Annotated in this window: 13 protein-coding genes; 7 read left to right on the top strand and 6 right to left on the bottom strand. The window is 74.3% G+C overall.

Going from position 1 to position 15,808, the window contains the following annotated elements; translation table 11 throughout:
- Positions 1-119: 119 nt before the first annotated feature.
- Complete coding sequence (locus ACZ4O3_RS15050) at positions 120-659, top strand: hypothetical protein (protein ID WP_467722376.1); 540 nt, start codon at positions 120-122, stop codon at positions 657-659.
- A gap of 92 nt (positions 660-751) precedes the next feature.
- Here ACZ4O3_RS15050 and ACZ4O3_RS15045 read toward each other — a convergent pair whose 3' ends face one another.
- Entirely contained in the window at positions 752-3,289 is a 2,538-nt protein-coding gene (locus tag ACZ4O3_RS15045) for a helicase-associated domain-containing protein (protein WP_467722374.1), read from the bottom strand.
- Between the two features lie 232 nt (positions 3,290-3,521).
- On the opposite strand from ACZ4O3_RS15045, the gene ACZ4O3_RS15040 reads away from it, so the two are divergent.
- A complete protein-coding gene (locus ACZ4O3_RS15040) occupies positions 3,522-4,451 on the top strand; it encodes a hypothetical protein (RefSeq protein WP_467722373.1) in 930 nt (309 codons plus the stop codon).
- Between the two features lie 182 nt (positions 4,452-4,633).
- Positions 4,634-5,272 (top strand): HAD family hydrolase, encoded by a 639-nt coding sequence (locus ACZ4O3_RS15035; protein ID WP_362730945.1) that lies wholly within the window; start codon positions 4,634-4,636, stop codon positions 5,270-5,272.
- Here the strand turns inward: ACZ4O3_RS15035 and ACZ4O3_RS15030 are convergent.
- A complete protein-coding gene (locus tag ACZ4O3_RS15030; protein ID WP_362730943.1) occupies positions 5,245-5,499 on the bottom strand; it encodes a hypothetical protein in 255 nt (84 codons plus the stop codon). The genes ACZ4O3_RS15035 and ACZ4O3_RS15030 overlap by 28 nt on opposite strands.
- A 188-nt stretch (positions 5,500-5,687) precedes the next feature.
- On the opposite strand from ACZ4O3_RS15030, the gene ACZ4O3_RS15025 reads away from it, so the two are divergent.
- Positions 5,688-6,071: a cold-shock protein gene (locus tag ACZ4O3_RS15025; protein WP_351711400.1), complete on the top strand. Its 384-nt coding sequence runs from the start codon at positions 5,688-5,690 to the stop codon at positions 6,069-6,071.
- Between the two features lie 51 nt (positions 6,072-6,122).
- Here the strand turns inward: ACZ4O3_RS15025 and ACZ4O3_RS15020 are convergent, their stop codons facing one another.
- From ACZ4O3_RS15020 to ACZ4O3_RS15005, 4 genes are all read right to left on the bottom strand, one after another.
- On the bottom strand, positions 6,123-6,974 hold the full coding sequence (locus ACZ4O3_RS15020) for a 1,4-dihydroxy-6-naphthoate synthase (RefSeq protein WP_467722371.1): 852 nt from the start codon (positions 6,972-6,974) through the stop codon (positions 6,123-6,125).
- On the bottom strand, positions 6,961-7,659 hold the full coding sequence (locus ACZ4O3_RS15015; RefSeq protein WP_467722370.1) for a futalosine hydrolase: 699 nt from the start codon (positions 7,657-7,659) through the stop codon (positions 6,961-6,963). Before ACZ4O3_RS15015 ends, ACZ4O3_RS15020 begins: the two co-directional genes overlap by 14 nt.
- A gap of 23 nt (positions 7,660-7,682) precedes the next feature.
- On the bottom strand, positions 7,683-8,156 hold the full coding sequence (locus ACZ4O3_RS15010; RefSeq protein WP_384987114.1) for a DUF2771 domain-containing protein: 474 nt from the start codon (positions 8,154-8,156) through the stop codon (positions 7,683-7,685).
- 80 nt (positions 8,157-8,236) lie between these two features.
- Positions 8,237-9,607, bottom strand: coding sequence for an MFS transporter (locus ACZ4O3_RS15005; protein ID WP_467722452.1), 1,371 nt, complete (start codon positions 9,605-9,607; stop codon positions 8,237-8,239).
- 383 nt (positions 9,608-9,990) lie between these two features.
- Between ACZ4O3_RS15005 and ACZ4O3_RS15000 the strand changes: the two genes are divergently transcribed.
- From ACZ4O3_RS15000 to ACZ4O3_RS14990, 3 genes are all read left to right on the top strand, one after another.
- Entirely contained in the window at positions 9,991-10,917 is a 927-nt protein-coding gene (locus tag ACZ4O3_RS15000; RefSeq protein WP_362724059.1) for a DUF3027 domain-containing protein, read from the top strand.
- A 600-nt stretch (positions 10,918-11,517) separates the two neighbouring features.
- Positions 11,518-14,634 (top strand): sacsin N-terminal ATP-binding-like domain-containing protein, encoded by a 3,117-nt coding sequence (locus tag ACZ4O3_RS14995; protein WP_467722368.1) that lies wholly within the window; start codon positions 11,518-11,520, stop codon positions 14,632-14,634.
- A gap of 369 nt (positions 14,635-15,003) precedes the next feature.
- Positions 15,004-15,789 carry a DUF5707 domain-containing protein gene (locus tag ACZ4O3_RS14990; protein ID WP_362720899.1) on the top strand — a complete coding sequence of 262 codons (786 nt, stop codon included), beginning with the start codon at positions 15,004-15,006 and terminating at the stop codon, positions 15,787-15,789.
- The last annotated feature ends 19 nt before the right edge of the window (positions 15,790-15,808 follow it).

The following is a 15,808-nucleotide window of genomic DNA, read 5'->3' as shown; positions in this document are numbered from 1 at the left end:
CCGCTCGGCAGATCGTGCCGTCCGGGGGCGCGGGACCCTCCGGTGCAACCTCGGGCCCGTCTCGGGGGTCATGTCCCGTGGGGGGCCGTGGAAGGCGTGGTTCGGTGAGGAGGGGTGGGGTGACGTCCGTACGTATCTGGGGGCCGGGCGCCGGGGCGGTGGCGGTGCTGGTGGTGACGGCGGTGTGGGCGCACGGGTCGGCCGGGGTGGACGCCGGTCTGTGGGCCGAGGTACGCCCGGCGATCGAGGCCCGGCTGGCGGCGCGGGCCGGGGGCACCGGGGCGGGGGAGGGCGAGGCCGGCCTCGGATCGCGGTGGTTCTGCCGGGCAGAGGTCCTGGACCTGTCGGAGAGCGGGGGTCAGGTGCGGGCCGGGATCAACACCCTGTGCCTGGAGTACGGCGAGCGCGCGGGCACCCTCGTGGAGTGCGGCGGCGCGCAGATACCGCAGGTGGTGCGGCTGGAGCGGGACGCGGCGCACCGTGGCTACCGCGTGGTCTCCGAGGAGGAGCCGGCCGACGACGACGCGGAGTGGACGGCCGCCCACTTCAGCCGGCACGCCGCGTCCCGCGTCGACGAGGAGATGGAGTCCGCCGGGCTGCGGGCCCTGGCCCGTACCCACTTCGCCCTGCCGGCGGACGCGCCCGTGCGGTACTGCTAGGTCGTGTTGCGAAAGTCCCGTCTGCCGTGCGGCCCGCCCTTCGGGCGAACGACGGGACTTTCGCAACACGACCTGGAGCCGCTCCCGCGGGGCTACTCCTCCGCGAGTTCCGCCACCCCGGTCACCCGGTGCAGGGGGTAGGTGCGCACCTCGTCGGCCGTGTGGTCGTACGCCGTGACGAAGCCGCCCTCCACGCGGATCGGGGCGATGACGCGCTGGCTGGCGGTGCCCTCGGCGTTGACGTAGCCGACCCACAGGGTGCCGCCGGTGAGGACGGCGGCCTGCATGGTGGCGAGGGTCTCGGCGGCGGTGGTGCGCGGGAGTGCGCCGCCCTGGACGGCGGCGCCGGCCGCCTTGCGCGGGGTGGTGGCGGCCAGGTCGCCGGCGCGGATCGCGCGGATCGCGGCGGTCAGGAGGGTGCTGTCCGGAGGGGGCGGGCCGTCCGGAACCGGCTCGGGGGCCGAGCGCGGCGGGGTGCGGTGGGCGTGGGCGCGGGCGATCAGGACGTCGCCCTCGGCCGACTCGGCGGCGGGCGCGTAGCCCATCGCGCGCAGGCCCTCCAGCAGGGCGGCCGGGTCTGCCTGGGTGGCGAGCACGGTAGGGGCCAGCCGGCGCAGGCGCAGGGCGGCGGCCCGCTTGTCGGCCATGATCTCGTTCAGGACGGTGTCGTCGTCGCAGCGCACGTACGCCGAGGCCGCCCCCACCCGCAGATGGCCGTGCTTGCGGGCCACGTCGTCGATCAGGTAGGCGAGCGGCTGCGGGACCGGGGTGCGGGAGTGGCTGGTGAGGAAGGCGTGCAGGTCGGTGGCGGTGCGGCCGGCGTCCAGGGCGCGGCGGACCGAGGCGGGCGTGAAGCGGTAGACGGTGGCACCGCCCTTGGACTCGACGTCGGCGAGTATGCCCAGCGCGTCGGCGAGCGGGCGTCGCAGCGGGCCGGGGGCGACCGCCGTCAGGTCGGCCTGGAGCAGGACGTGGTCGAGGGGCTCGGGCAGCAGCGGGGCGAGGAGACGGCCCGCGGCCGCGGCGGCGACGGCCTGCTCGGGCGGGGAGAGGGGTTCGAGGACGGCGGCGGGACGGTGGTGGTGCACGGGAAGCTTGTCGCCGGGCCCGGCGGGCTCCTGCGGCTCGGGTTCCTTCCCCGCCTCCACCGCCGGCGCGCCCAGCAGCGCCCTGCCCTGCGCCGACAGCGCCCCGCGTCCCGTCACGCCCAGCAGCTCGGCCTCCGACAGGGTCCAGCGGGCCAGCCGGCCGCGCAGGTCCTCGCCCTGCTGCTGCGGGCCGCGCAGCGGGCGTTCCCAGCGCAGCCGGGCCAGTACCGAGGCGGCGACCGGGGCGGCGCCCTCCGGGAGCCCGGCCAGCAGGGTCAGCACCCGGTGACGTACCTCGGGCGCGGCCGAGCGGTCGAGACCGGGGCCGAGCGCCGACAGCGAACGGTCCTTGGCGTCCCGGCCGCCGACCAGGCCGGAGGCGCGGGTCGCGGTGAGCCAGGCCTGGGCGAGCTGGGCCCAGCGTTCGGCCGGGGGGAGGTCCCGCCACTCGTCGTAGCCGGGGGTGGCCGCGTAGCGTTCGTCGGCTTCGCCGTCGGGGGCCAGCAGCCCGGCCGCGTACGCCAGCTCGACCCAGAAGGCGGCGACCGGCTCCGGCAGGTCCAGGGCGACGGCGGTGCGCTTCAGGTCCCGGACGCTCAGGCCGCCGGCCCGCAGCACCGCGGGGCCGCCCTCGTCCCAGTCCTTCAGCAGCTCCTCGACGGTGGCGAGCGCGGTGTAGGCCTGTCCGGCCGCCGTCGTGTCCACAACCTGTGGACGGTGTGTCACGGCCGTCTCGACCACGGGCGGCACCGGCTCCGGCTCGCGGTGCGCCCGGCCCTCGCGCAGGTGCAGGGCGACCTCGCGGGGGAGGACGACCGTGCCCGGCGCGGTCGGCAGCAGCAGGCCGCGGTCCAGGAGCCAGCGCAGATGGGCGGCCGGTTCCGGGGTGACCTGCCCGTAGGACGGCCCCCAGACCAGCCGGGAGAGGACCTCGAGGGACTCGGCGGGCGCGCCGGCGAGCAGCTTCGCCATCTTCTTGCGGTGGCCGAACAGCTTGCCCAGCGCATCCGCCGCGGACACCGAGTCGTGTGTCGAGGGCAGCCCGGCGGTGGCGACGATCTCCTGGATCCGGCCCGGCGACATGCCCGAGGTGGCCTCCCGCACGGTCGGGCCCAGCCCGGTCGGCGAGGGGTACTGAGGGGACGGGGCGAGCACCTCGCGCGCGGTCCGCACCAGCCGCAGCCGGTCGTCGTCGCCCCACACCAGCGCCTGGTCGCGGAGCGTGCCGAGGGCGCGCGGCAGGGCGGCGGTCACCAGCGGGTCCGCGCCGTCGCCGGCCATCAGGCCCAGCAGTTCCGGGTAGGACGCCGGGTCGCCGGCCACCGCCACCGCCTCCGCGGTCTGCAGGGCGAAGCGGTCCAGGCGTTCCAGGGCCCGCAGCACCGAGGCGCGGGTGCCGGCCCGGGTGGCCAGCTGGGTGAGGTCGGTGGGGACGGGGGTGATGAGGTCGGGGCGGGCGCGCAGCAGGACCGCCAGGGAGGCGTCGTCCCTGGCGCGAAGCGCCTCCGCGAGGGAGCGCGGCGGGGTGGCCGGGTTGCTCATCCGACCCACGGTAGCGGGTGCGGGGCGGCGACCGGGATCACCCGGCGGTTCCGGCTCCGCCCACCGTACGCGCGTCGCCCCGGGCGGCGGCCGGCGCTCCGGGAGGCCGGGTACGGCAACCGCCCCCGCCGGGAGACACGTTGCCCGCCGGTGTGCGGGCCGGCATAAGCCGTGACCTGCGCTACCGTCGTTGCGACAGGTCATCCAACGCAGCGGCCCCGGAGGGGACTTCGTGGGTATCGAGAGCGATCAGGTCGTCTACGAGTATCTGAGCCGGGTCGGGGACATCGCGCACCGGCGCCAGTTGTCGTCGGCCGAGCGGATGCGGCTGGTGTCGGGTCTGCGCAACGAGATCGACCGGCACCGGGCCAAGGCGACCGTCGACAGTCCCGCCGCCGTGCGGCGCATCCTGGACCGGCTGGGCTCGCCCGACGAGGTCGTCGAGGCGGCGGGGGGGACGACGGAGGCCGCGCCGTCACCGCCGACGGGCCCGGTTCCCGTCCAGCGGGAGGCCGGGGCGCCCGCCGGGGGGGAGGACCTGCGGCGCGTCGTACCGCGTCCGCGGCCCGCCGAGGCGGAGGACGGCCCCGCGCCGCGCGAGTGGTGGCGGGTGGACAGCAGCCCGTTCGGGGACGGCGACAGCGTGCCGGGGTTCGTGGGCGGCGTGGAGATCCCGGAGCTGCTGAGGAAGCCGCGGCCGCGCGGGGACGAGCCGGCGGAGGAGACCCCCAAGGGGCCGGAGAAGACCGCCGGGCCGGTTCCGGCGGCCGAGGAGGTCGTGCCGCCCGTCCGTCGTCGTCTCCGGGTCGTCCCGCGGCCCGTCGCCGGCTGGAGCAACCCCCTGCTGCTGCTCGCCGCCGCCGCGCTGGTCGTGGGCGCGGTCCTCGGCAACTGGTTCGCGCTGCTCCTCGGCTGGCTCATCGCCTACGGCTCCCGACGGCTCACCCCGGCGGAGACGAAGCTGGCCGTGATGTGGGTACCGGGGCTGTCCGTCACGGCGGGGCTGGTCTGGCTGTGGGGACGGAGCGCGGGCCGGTGGGGCGCCCCGATCGCCGAGGGACACATGAGCGTCGCGGTGGGCGAGACGTGGCCGTGGGTGGTCCGGGGGGCGGCGGTGGCGTCGGCGCTGTACCTGGTGTGGCGGTCGCAGCGGACGCGGTGAGGCGGGCGCGGGTTCGCGGGGTGCGGCCGTCGGGCGGCTGCGGGCCGGTGGGGGCCGTTCGCGCAGTTCCCCGTGCCCCTCGAGCCAGGACGGGTGGTCCCACGTTCGGGGGCGCGGGGAACTGCGCGGCAAGCCCCCACGGGCCGCAGCGCGTCGACGACCGCACCCGGTGCCCCGGCACAATGGCGCATATGACTTCTCGCGCCCTCACCGTCGGCTTCGATCTCGACATGACCCTCATCGACTCCCGGCCCGGGATCCACGCCTGCTACACGGCGCTGGCCGAGCGGACGGGGACCTACATCGACGCCGATCTGGCGGTCACCCGGCTGGGGCCGCCGCTCGCCGACGAATTGATCAACTGGTTCCCGGCCGAGCGGGTCGCGGAGATGAGCGAGCTGTACCGGGCGATGTATCCGGAGATCGCCATATCCGCGACCCCCGCCATGCCCGGCGCCCGCGAGGCGATCGAGGCGGTGCGCGGCACGGGGGGCAAGGCGGTCGTGGTCACCGCGAAGTACGAGCCCAATGCGAAGCTGCATCTCAGCCATCTCGGCATGGTCCCCGACGCGGTGGTCGGTGACCTCTGGGCCGAGCAGAAGGCCGCCGCGCTGCGCGAGCACGGTGCGGGCGTGTACGTCGGCGACCACGTCGGCGACGTGCGCGGGGCACGTGGCGCCGGAGCGCTGTCCGTCGCCGTGGCCACCGGGCCGTGTGACGCGGACGAGCTGCTCGCGGCGGGCGCCGACGTGGTCCTCGGGGACCTCACCGAACTCCCGGCCTGGCTGTCGGCCTACCGCGCGGACGCCTCCCGCGCCTGACGGCGCCCCGCCGCGATGGACTGGAGCACTCCGGCGCCCGCGACCAGGAAGCCGACGCCCATGAGCATGCTCAACAGGTACATGTAGGTCGGAAATGGCTTCGCGCCGAGGAACAGCGGTATCACGGTGACGAGAGTGGCCACCGTACCGATGAAGAAGAGCACGGCACCGGCACGGATCAGTCGGTCACCGGGCCCGGCGGAATTCGCTTGGGTTTTGTCACGCACTCGACCAGGGTAGTTCCCTGCCCGAAGGAACAACCGGGCGACGTCTTGTCACGCGCCCGAAGACCATTAGCCTTGGTACCGGCGGGTCATGGTCGACCCGCCCGAGTGCTGTCAGGGCCCGTTCCAGAGCTGTTGCATTCAGAAGTTCACCGAGCAGTTTCCGACGAGATACGAGGACGAGGACAGACGTGCCTACCGGCAAGGTCAAGTGGTTCAACAGCGAGAAGGGCTTCGGCTTTCTCTCCCGTGACGACGGCGGTGACGTCTTCGTCCATTCCTCGGTTCTCCCCGACGGGGTCGACGTACTCAAGCCCGGGCAGCGCGTGGAGTTCGGCGTCGTCGCCGGTCAACGCGGTGACCAGGCACTGTCGGTGGTCCTGCTCGACCCCACCCCGTCGGTCGCCGCCGCCCAGCGCAAGAAGCCGGACGAACTGGCCTCGATCGTGCAGGACCTGACGACCCTGCTCGAAAACATCACGCCGATGCTGGAGCGCGGCCGATACCCGGACAAGGCCGCCGGCGCGAAGATCGCCGGACTGCTGCGCGCGGTCGCGGACCAGCTTGACGTGTAAGCGCGTAAGAGACAGGCAAGTCGCGTAAGCGTGCACGTCCCGTAAGTGCTTTTACGGGAAATCGAGTGCGTGCGGACCGAGGGGCGGGACGAGTCCCTCGGCCGCCGCCCGGGTGAGCAGTCCGCGTACCGCCGCGTAGCCGTCCTCGCCGAGTTCCGAGGTGAACTCGTTGACGTAGAGCCCGATGTGCTGGTCGGCGACGGCCGGGTCCATCTCCTGGGCGTGCGCCATGACGTAGGGCCGGGAGGCCTCGGGGTCCTCCCAGGCCGCGTGGACGGACGTACGGATCGCCTCGGCGAGGCGCGTGAGCCTCCGCGCGCCCAGGGACCGCTTGGCGATGATCGCGCCGAGCGGGATCGGCAGACCCGTGGTGGCCTCCCAGTGCTCGCCCATGTCGGCGAGCTTGTGCAGCCCGTAGTTCTGGTAGGTGAAGCGTGCCTCGTGGATCACCAGCCCCGCGTCGACCTTGCCGTCCCGCACGGCCGGCATGATCTCGTGGAAGGGCATGACGACGATCTCGCCGACCCCGCCGGGGAGCGTGTCCGCCGCCCAGAGGCGGAACAGCAGGTACGCCGTCGACCGCTCGCTCGGCACGGCGACCGTACGGCCGGTGAGGTCCGTCCCCGCCTCCCGGGTCAGCACCAGCGGCCCGCAGCCCCGGCCCAGCGCGCCCCCGCAGGGGAGCAGCGCGTACTCGTCGAGGACGTACGGCAGGACGGCGTAGGACACCTTCAGCGCGTCGGACTCGCCGCGCTCGGCCATGCCGTTGGTGATGTCGATGTCCGCGAAGGTCACGTCGAGGGCGGGCGCCCCCGGGACCCTGTGGTGGGCGAGGGCGTCGAAGACGAAGGTGTCGTTCGGGCAGGGCGAGTACGCGATGCGCAGCGAGTCAGCGGTGGTCATGAGGGTTCCAACTCTCCAGGGCGGGCGCGAGCTTCCCGAAGGCCCCGGTCAGGGCGGCCAGGGCGTCCGCGATGCGCCAGGCGGCGCGGTCGCGGGGGCCGACGGGGTTGGAGACCGCGCGTATCTCCAGGACGGGCACGCCGTGCGCGGCGGCCGCCTCGGCCACGCCGAAGCCCTCCATGGCCTCGGCGAGGGCGTGCGGGTGCCGGGCGCACAGGTCGGCGGCGCGGCGGGCCGAGCCGGTCACGGTGGACACGGTGAGTACCGCTCCGGGGCGCGCTCCGGTCGCCTCGGCGATGGCTCGTACGAGTGAATCCGGCGGACGGTGGCTGACGGTCCCGAATCCCAGTTCGGTGACCGGCACGAACCCCTCGGCGGTCTCGGCGCCCAGGTCCGCCGCGATGATCTCGTCGGCGACGACCAGCGAGCCCACCGGCGCGGCCGGCCGGAAACCGCCGGCGATCCCGGCGGAGACGACCAGGGCGTAGGGCCGGCCGTCGAGGGCGGCCGCGGTGAGGGCGGTCGCGGTGAGGGCGGCGGCCCTGGCCGGGCCCACTCCGGCCGCGAGCAGGTCGTACCCTTCGGCGGTGCGCAGCAGCGTCGCGGCCGACAGCCGTACCTCGGTCGTCCCGTCCGTGAACGCCCCCGCCACCGCGTCCCGTTCGGCCGGGACCGCGGTGGTCACGAGGACGCGTACGGCGGACGTGGTCAGGCGTCCTTCTTGAGCTTGAAGGACCACAGACCCAGGACCGACTTGTCGCCCTCCTTGATGGAGACGAGGGTCGAGTTGCCGGAGGCGCCGTACTGGGCGTTGAAGAACACGCTGCCCGGGATCGTGCGGTAGGTCTTCTTGCTGGAGTCGGTGAGCGGCTGACCGTTCATCAGGATCGTCCAGCCGTTGTCCGCGATCTTCGGGTCGACGCCGAAGCGGACCGTGTCGTCCGGGTCCACCTTGATGGACTTGATCCCGGTGTCCTTGAGGCAGTTCGCGAGCGAGGCCGTGTTCAGGGCCTTGCCGTCGTTGTAACAGGTGGCCTCGGCGCTGACCGAGGACGTACCGACGGTGATCGTGGCGATCGGCGTCGGCTTGTCACAGGCAGACAGGACGAGCAGTCCGGCGGAAACGGCGCCGGCGGCGGCGACGACGCGGCGGCGTCGCGAGCGGGATTGCAGCGTGGTCATGGCCGAAGGCTATCGGGACCTCCCGGCCCGCTCCCCACGTGGGGTGCGGCGTGCCCGGTTCGTTACGCCAGGTGCGTTCCTCAGGCCACCCTCGGCCGGGTACGGGGGCCGTGCCGGGCGGAGCTGAGCAGGCCACGCAGGGTGGCCAGCCAGCCGGCAGCCACGATGAGGGCGGCCACCACCAGGCCCAGGGTGCCGTTCAGCGGCATCACGATGCCCACCGCGCCGCCGAACACCCAGGCCATCTGGAGCAGCGTCTCCGACCGGGCGAACGCCGAGGTGCGCACCTGCTCCGGGACGTCCCGCTGGATCAGCGCGTCCAGGCAGAGCTTGGCCAGCGCCTGGGCGAATCCGGCCACCGCGGCCAGTACGGCCACCAGGAAGGCGCCGAAGAACAGGGCAGCGACGATCGCCGTACCCAGCGCCACGGCGACCACCGTCACGATGATGATCTCGGGCGTCCGCGAGCGCAGCCAGGCCCCCACCGCGGTACCGAGCGCGTTGCCCGCGCCCGCCGCGACGCCCACTATCCCGAGGGAGACCGCCGCGCTCTCGCCGGTCAGCGGGTGCTCGCGGAGCAGGAACGCCAGGAAGAAGATCAGGAAGCCGGAGAGACAGCGCAGCGCGGCGTTCGCGCCGAGCGCGTGGGTGACGGCGGGCCCTACCGTCCGCAGCCCCGGCCGCTTCGTTTCCTTGCGGTCCGTCCGGTCCGTCCGGTCCTTCCGGAGCGGGCCGTGCAGGTGCTCCTCGTCGGCGGCGAGCAGCGCCACGTCCTCGCCCTTGGCCGAGTCGACCTTGGAAGGGAGGGTGAAGGAGAGGAACGTCCCGGCCACGAAGATCACGAAGGCGCCGTAGAGCGGCCAGGGGTCGCCGATGGCGTGCAGCCCGGCCCCGACCGGGGCGGCCACCCCGGTGGCGAGCAACCCGGCGAGGGTGACGCGTGAGTTGGCCTTCACGAGGGAGAACCCGGGCGGCAGCAGCCGGGGCACGACGGCGCTGCGCACCACGCCGTACGCCTTCGACGCGACCAGCACCCCGAGCGCGGCCGGATACAGCTCCAGGCTGCCGCCGGCCACCGCCCCCGAGATGATCAGTGCGAGCAGCGCCCGGGCGAGCATCGCGCCGGCCATGGCGGCGCGCCGGCCGTGCGGGAGGCGGTCGAGGAGGGGACCGATGACCGGGGCGAGGACGGTGAAGGGCGCCATGGTGATGGCGAGGTAGAGCGCGACCCGCCCCCGGGCCTCGTCGGTCGGCACGGAGAAGAACACGGTGGAGGCCAGCGCGACGGTGATCATGACGTCGCCCGCGCCGTTGACCGCGTGCAGTTCGATCAGCTTGCCGAGACCGGACTCGCCGGCGCCGTGCGCGTGCGTGGCCTTGCGGATGCCCCGTGCGGTACCGGTCACCGGGAGGTGCAGGGCACGCCCGACGGAGCGGACGGCACCGCGCATCCGGCCCGCACCGCTACCGACCCCGACGGTGTGTTGGGGGGATTTCGCGGTTGCCACGTGGTTCATAGTGCCCTGAGACGACAGTTCCTGGTGCACTTTGTGACCGAGCGAGTCGGAGCCGGAGAGGGGCCGCGGCGCACCGCGGGGGCGCGGGGTCATGGCGATTGCCGGCTCCCGTCGCCGCGCAGCCCCCGCGCCGGACTGTCGCCCATGACCGGCGACGGGGTAGCGTGCGTATCTCAGCCATAAAGCACAATGGATGGCAGAGGTGCGCCCGAGCGCGATCGGACGCGGACGTCGATGCGGCCCACAGGTCCGCTCCGTCCGCCCCACCGCCGGAGGCAGCCGCACTCGTGAGACGGCGTAGGAGAGAAGCGATACCTGTGAGCGCAGCGACAACGCGAAGCCGCACCCCCGACCGTCTGTGCGCCGAGGCCGTCGACCTCGCCCGGACCGCCGCCGAGGAGGCCGCTGCACCCGGAGTGGTGGGCGAGCACGCCGGAGCGGTGGCGGAGGGTGACCGCGTCGTCACGCACTACTTCGAGTGCAAGGAACTCGGGTACCGCGGCTGGCGCTGGGCGGTGACGGTGGCCCGCGCCTCCCGCGCCAAACTCGTCACGCTGGACGAGGTCGTCCTGCTGCCCGGCTCCGACGCCCTCCTCGCCCCCGAGTGGGTGCCCTGGAGCGAGCGGCTGCGCCCCGGCGACATGGGTCCCGGCGACCTGCTCCCCACCGAGGCCGAGGACCTCCGCCTGGAGCCCGGCTACACCGGCGAGGACGGACCGGAACCGAACTCCCCGGTCTCGGAGGAGATGGAGGAGCTGGCCGAGGCCGAGGACGCCGACGTCACCGCGGGCACCCCCGCGAACCTCCCCACGGTCCCCTCCCGGGGCACGATCGCCGCGGTCGCCGAGGAACTGGGCATGCGCCGCGCCCGCGTCCTGTCCCGCTACGGCCTGCACATCGCCGCCGACCGCTGGGAGGAGGCGTTCGGAGCCACCACCCCCATGGCCCAGGCGGCCCCCGCCACCTGCGTCAGCTGCGGCTTCCTCACCCCTGTGGGCGGCTCCCTGGGCCAGGCCTTCGGTGTCTGCGCCAACGAGTTCTCCCCGGCCGACGGCCGGGTCGTCTCCTTCGCCTACGGCTGCGGCGGCCACTCGGAGGCCGCGGTCATGCCGAAGCCCCCGGTGGTGGCACCCCCGGTGATCGACGAGACCCGCGTCGATCCCTTCCCGCTCCGCCCCGCGGCCGACTCCGGCTCGGTACCGGCGGCGGAGGACGAGACATCGGCGGAGCTGGGCCACTCCTGACCCGCCACTTCCCGGAGCGGCGATCACCGGCCGGCTTCTCGGGCGGGCCGCCGGCACCACCGCGCCGGCCGCCCCTGCGGGTGGCGGGCCCGGCCGCCTGGCCGTCGCGCGTCCGTCGCCAGGCCGGAGCCGCCTCCTCGCCGTGACATGGTGCGGCGGGGCACGACACCCGGCCACCGGCCGGCGGGGTTCCGGGCGTGCGCCCTCGCCACCGCCCGGGCCGCCCCCCGTGGATCCGGGGCGCCGGGCCCGGCATGCGTGGCGGCCCGCGCCCGTTGGCAGGCCGTAGGGACATCCGCGCCGCGGTGCGTTGCGCGTCCGGGCAGCTGCCGTTCGGTTCCTGGGCGGGTCGCCGTCGTCGCCGTCTCGGCGGGGGCTGCGGTCCGTGGGGCCCGGGTGGTGGGCCCGGTGTGCCTGGTCGGTCCGTGCCCGGCGGCAGGCCAAAGCGGTGTCCGCGTACGGCGTCAGGGTGCGGTCGGCCGCTCGTGGGCGCCGGGCCGGGGAACGGGCGTCCGCTGCTCGGCTGATCGGGGCGGGCGGGCGGCCGGGTGGGTCCCCGGCGCGCGGTACCTTCTCCTCACGTCGACGAGGAGAGTGAACGTGAGCAAGTTCGTGCGGCCCGCCGCCGAGGGCGCCGATCCGTTCGGTACCGCCCGCCTGCGGCGCGGTGTCCTCGACGCCTGGGCCACCAGCCCCGCCCGGTTCCGTGAGGACGCCAACGCCGAGGAGGACCTGGTCCTCGGCGGCTACCGGGACCGGCTCGTCGTGGAGCTCGCCCAGAACGCCGCCGACGCGGCCGCCCGCGCCGGTGTCCCCGGCCGGTTCCGGCTCACCCTCCGCGACGGCGTCCTGTTCGCCGCCAACACCGGTGCCCCGCTGGACGCGGCCGGCGTCGAGTCCCTCTCCACCCTGCGCGCGTCGGCGAAGCGGGAGGACACCGACGGCGCCGTCGGACGGTTCGGGGTCGGCTTCGCCGCCGTGCTCGCGGTGACCGACGAGCCCGCGGTGGTCGGCCGGCACGGCGGGGTGCGGTGGTCGCTGCCCGAGGCCCGGGAACTGGCCGAGGAGACCGCCCGGCAGAGCGGCGGTCTCGGCGACGAGATCCGTCGCCGGGACGGCCATGTGCCGCTGCTGCGGCTCCCGTTCACCGCCGAGGGCACCGCCCCCGACCCCTACGACACGGTCGTGATCCTGCCGCTCCGGGACACCGCGGCCACCGATCTCGCCGAGCGCCTCCTGGCAGCCGTCGACGACGCCCTCCTGCTCGCCCTGCCGGGCCTGGCGGAGGTCGTGATCGAGACCGGCGACACCGTGCGCACGCTGCGCCGCGGCACCGACGGCGCGCTCACCGTCGTGGACGACTCCCAGCAGGGCACCACCCGCTGGCGTACCGTCCGCGCGCACGGCCCGCTCACCCCGGAGCTGCTCGCCGGCCGGCCGGTCGAGGAGCGGCTGCGCCCGCACTGGTCGCTGACCTGGGCCGTGCCCACGGACGCCGCGGGCGCCCCGGACCGCCCGCGCACCGCCGCCGTGCTGCACGCCCCCACCCCCAGCGACGAGCCCCTCGGCGTCCCCGCCCTGCTCATCGCGTCCTTCCCCCTCGACACCACCCGCCGGCACGCCGCCCCCGGCCCGCTCACCGACTTCCTGGTGCAGCGCGCGGCCGACGCGTACGCCGAACTCCTCGCCGGCTGGCGGCCGGTGGGGGAGGAGATCATCCATCTGGTGCCCGGCCCGCTCGGCAAGGGCGAGCTGGACGGCGCGCTGCGCCAGGCGATCCTGGAGCGGCTGCCGCGCACCGCGTTCCTGCCGCCCGCCGTCGACGCCGGCGAGGACAGCGAACTGCCCGAGGCGCTGCGCCCCCGGGACGCCGAGATCGTGGAGGGGGCGGGCGCGGACACGGTCCGGGTGCTCGCGGAAGTCCTCCCGACCCTCCTGCCCGCCGGTCTCGAACGCCGGGTGGAACTGCGGACGTTGTCCGTCACCCGGCTGCCGCTCGCCGACGCCGTCGACCGCCTGGCCGGGCTGGAGAAGGACCCGGACTGGTGGTGGCGGCTCTACGACAGCCTCGCGGGCGTCGACCCGGAACGGCTGTCGGGCCTGCCGGTGCCGCTCGCCGACGGGCGTACGACGATCGGGCCCCGGCAGATCCTGCTGCCTGCCCCGGACGCGGTCATCGACCCCGAGGTCCTGGCCCGGCTCGGCCTCAAGGTCGCCCACCAGGACGCCGCCCACCCCCTGCTGGAGAAGCTCGGCGCCCTGCCCGCGACTCCGCGCGCGGTCCTCACCACCCCGCAGGTGCGGGCCGCCGTGGCCGCGTCCCTGGACGACGACGGTGGCCTGAGCTGGGAGGAGGACACCCCGGACGCCGAGGAGCTGGCGGACACCGTCCTCGCCCTGGTCCGGGACGCCGGCCTGGAACCGGGTGACGAGCCCTGGCTGGGCGCCCTCGCCCTGCCCGACGAGGACGGCGAGCTGGCACCCGCCGGTGAACTCGTCCTCCCCGGCAGCCCGTTCGCCCGGGTGATCAGGGCGGACGAACTGGCCGCCGTGGACGCCGAGCTGGCGCAGAAGTGGGGCGAACAGCCACTGGCCGCCTGCGGGGTGCTGGCGGACTTCGCCCTGGTCCGCGCCACCGACGTGGTCCTGGACCCGGACGAACTGGAGCCGCGCGAGGGCGACTTCGCGGAGCCCGACGACGCCGGCCTGCTCGACGCCGTCGACGTCTGGTGCGAGGACGTCCTCGACCGCTTCCCGGACACCCCCGTACCCCCGGTCGCCACCGAGCTGGTCGCCGTCCGCGACCTCGACCTCGTCGACGAGGACCACTGGCCCGAGGCGCTCGCGCTGCTCGCCCGGCCGCCGCTGCGGGACGCCCTCACCCAGCCGGTCCGCATCCTGCTGCCGGACGGCACCCACGAGGTCGTACGGCCGTACACGGCCTGGTGGCTGCGCGGCCACCCGGTGCTCGACGGCCGCCGTCCCGCCGGTCTGCTGGCCTCGGGCGGCGACCCGCTGCTGCGCGGCCTCTACGAGGAGGCCGACGCCACCGGTTTCGAGGACGAGCAGGTGCTGCGGGCGCTGGGGGTACGGACCTCGGTGGCCGCCCTCCTCGACGAGCCGGGCGGTGCCGCCGAACTCCTGGACCGCCTCGCCGACCCGGACCGCTCGGTCACCGGCGCCCAGCTGCACGCCCTGTACGGCGCGTTGGCGGACCTGGACCCCGAGCAGGTGACCCTCCCCGACGAGCTGCGGGCGGTGGTCGACGGCCGGGTGGAGGTGGTGGACGCGGCGGACGCGGTGGTCGTCGACTCCCCGGACCTGCTGCCGTTCACGACCGGCGTGCCGCTGCTCCCGGTACGGCCCGCCCGCGCCGCCGAACTGGCCGAACTGTTCCAGGTGCGGCGGCTGAGCGAGTCGGTGACGGGGTCGGTCGACTCGGAGGGCACCGAACACGACGTCCCGGAGTCGGTTCACGTCCTGCTCGGACCGCGGACCCCGGTGACCTACGTCGAGCACGAGGAACTGGTGGTGGACGGCGTCGAGATCGACTGGCGGCTCACCGGCGACGGCGTCCTGCACGCCGCCACCCTGGAGGGCGTCGCCGCGGGCCTCGCCTGGGCGTCCGGCCAGTGGCCACGCCGCTTCGAGGTGGCCGCCCTGCTGGAGGACGCGTCACGCACGGAGGAACTGGCCAGGGACCGCTGGTTCGACTGAGTGGTTCGACCGAGGAGCCGCCCGGGCCGGTCCGCGGCCACTTCCGGGAAGCACGCGAAGCGGTCCGGGTCGAGCGCCCACGGACGAGACGTCGGTGACCGGCTCGGGGGTCTCCTCGTCCCTGGCGCGGCGGGCTGGGGTCAGGGCGACCGGCGGAGGGAGTCCGGACCCCGGGGGGCAACGCCACGGGCGACTGCGTCGACGTGGAGTAATCCCATGGGAACGTAATCCGGTTGCAAAGCAATCAAAATCTGACCGGAATATGTCTCGCACGTACAACCACTCCCGCCCCTCGTGGATCTTCTCACTGAGTCAACAGACTTCCTAGATCACTTGGGCCTCGTGCCCACTGTTCCCACTGGGGAATTCATGCGCATTCGTGCCACTGTGGCCGCCGTCTCCGGCGCCCTGGCCCTCACCGCGTTCGTCGCCCCGGCCGCGCACGCCGCCGGCAGCACCACGCTGAACGTCACCTTCTCCAGCGTGAAGGTCAACGGCGGGAAGGCCGTTGTCGTGCCCGCCACGGGCTCCGTGAAGTTCTCGATCACCTACAAGGTGACCCACGACGCCAGCCTGAAGAGCAGCGACTTCTTCACCATCCCGGTCATCTACCACGGCTCCGACATCAAGTCGTCCGAGTACGGCGTGGCCCCCTCGGACCTTGCGACCTGCACGGACACCTCCTCGACCGTCCAGAGCTGCAAGGCCACCCTCAGCGCCAGCCACAATGACGTCGTCAACAGCGTCGCCGGCACCTGGCAGGCGGGCGCCATCGCCTTCGACGCGGACGGCAACCCCGCCACCTTCGGGAACAACCTGGGCAAGGTCTCGGTCCAGCGCCTGTCCAAGCTGACGGTCAACGCCGCCCCCGAGCCGGTCAAGAAGGGCAGGACCATCACGGTCACCGGGTCCCTGACGCGCGCCAACTGGGACGCGGCCAAGTACTCCGGCTACGGCACCCAGTCGGTCAAGCTCCAGTTCCGCAAGAAGGGCTCCAGCACCTACACCACGCTGAAGACCATCAAGTCCTCCTCGACGGGCGCCCTGAAGACGACGACCACGGCGACGGCGGACGGCTACTACCGCTACTCCTTCGCAGGCACGTCCACGACCCCGGCGGTCAGCGCCACCGGCGACTACGTCGACGTGCAGTAGCCCCACCGGAACCCGACGT

It is taken from the genome of Streptomyces sp. NPDC026515 (assembly GCF_055567595.1).
The sequence above is the reverse complement of the archived record's forward strand: the minus strand, read 5'-3'. Positions and strand labels throughout refer to the sequence as shown.

Bases quoted from the DNA above. Each gene is read 5' to 3' on its own strand.
- ACZ4O3_RS15035 (WP_362730945.1), top strand. From the start codon at position 4,634: ATGGCGCATATGACTTCTCGCGCCCTCACCGTCGGCTTCGATCTCGAC.
- ACZ4O3_RS14990 (WP_362720899.1), top strand. From the start codon at position 15,004: ATGCGCATTCGTGCCACTGTGGCCGCCGTCTCCGGCGCCCTGGCCCTC.
- ACZ4O3_RS15005 (WP_467722452.1), bottom strand. From the start codon at position 9,607: ATGCGCGGTGCCGTCCGCTCCGTCGGGCGTGCCCTGCACCTCCCGGTG.
- ACZ4O3_RS15010 (WP_384987114.1), bottom strand. From the start codon at position 8,156: ATGACCACGCTGCAATCCCGCTCGCGACGCCGCCGCGTCGTCGCCGCC.
- ACZ4O3_RS15045 (WP_467722374.1), bottom strand. From the start codon at position 3,289: ATGAGCAACCCGGCCACCCCGCCGCGCTCCCTCGCGGAGGCGCTTCGC.
- ACZ4O3_RS15020 (WP_467722371.1), bottom strand. From the start codon at position 6,974: ATGACCACCGCTGACTCGCTGCGCATCGCGTACTCGCCCTGCCCGAAC.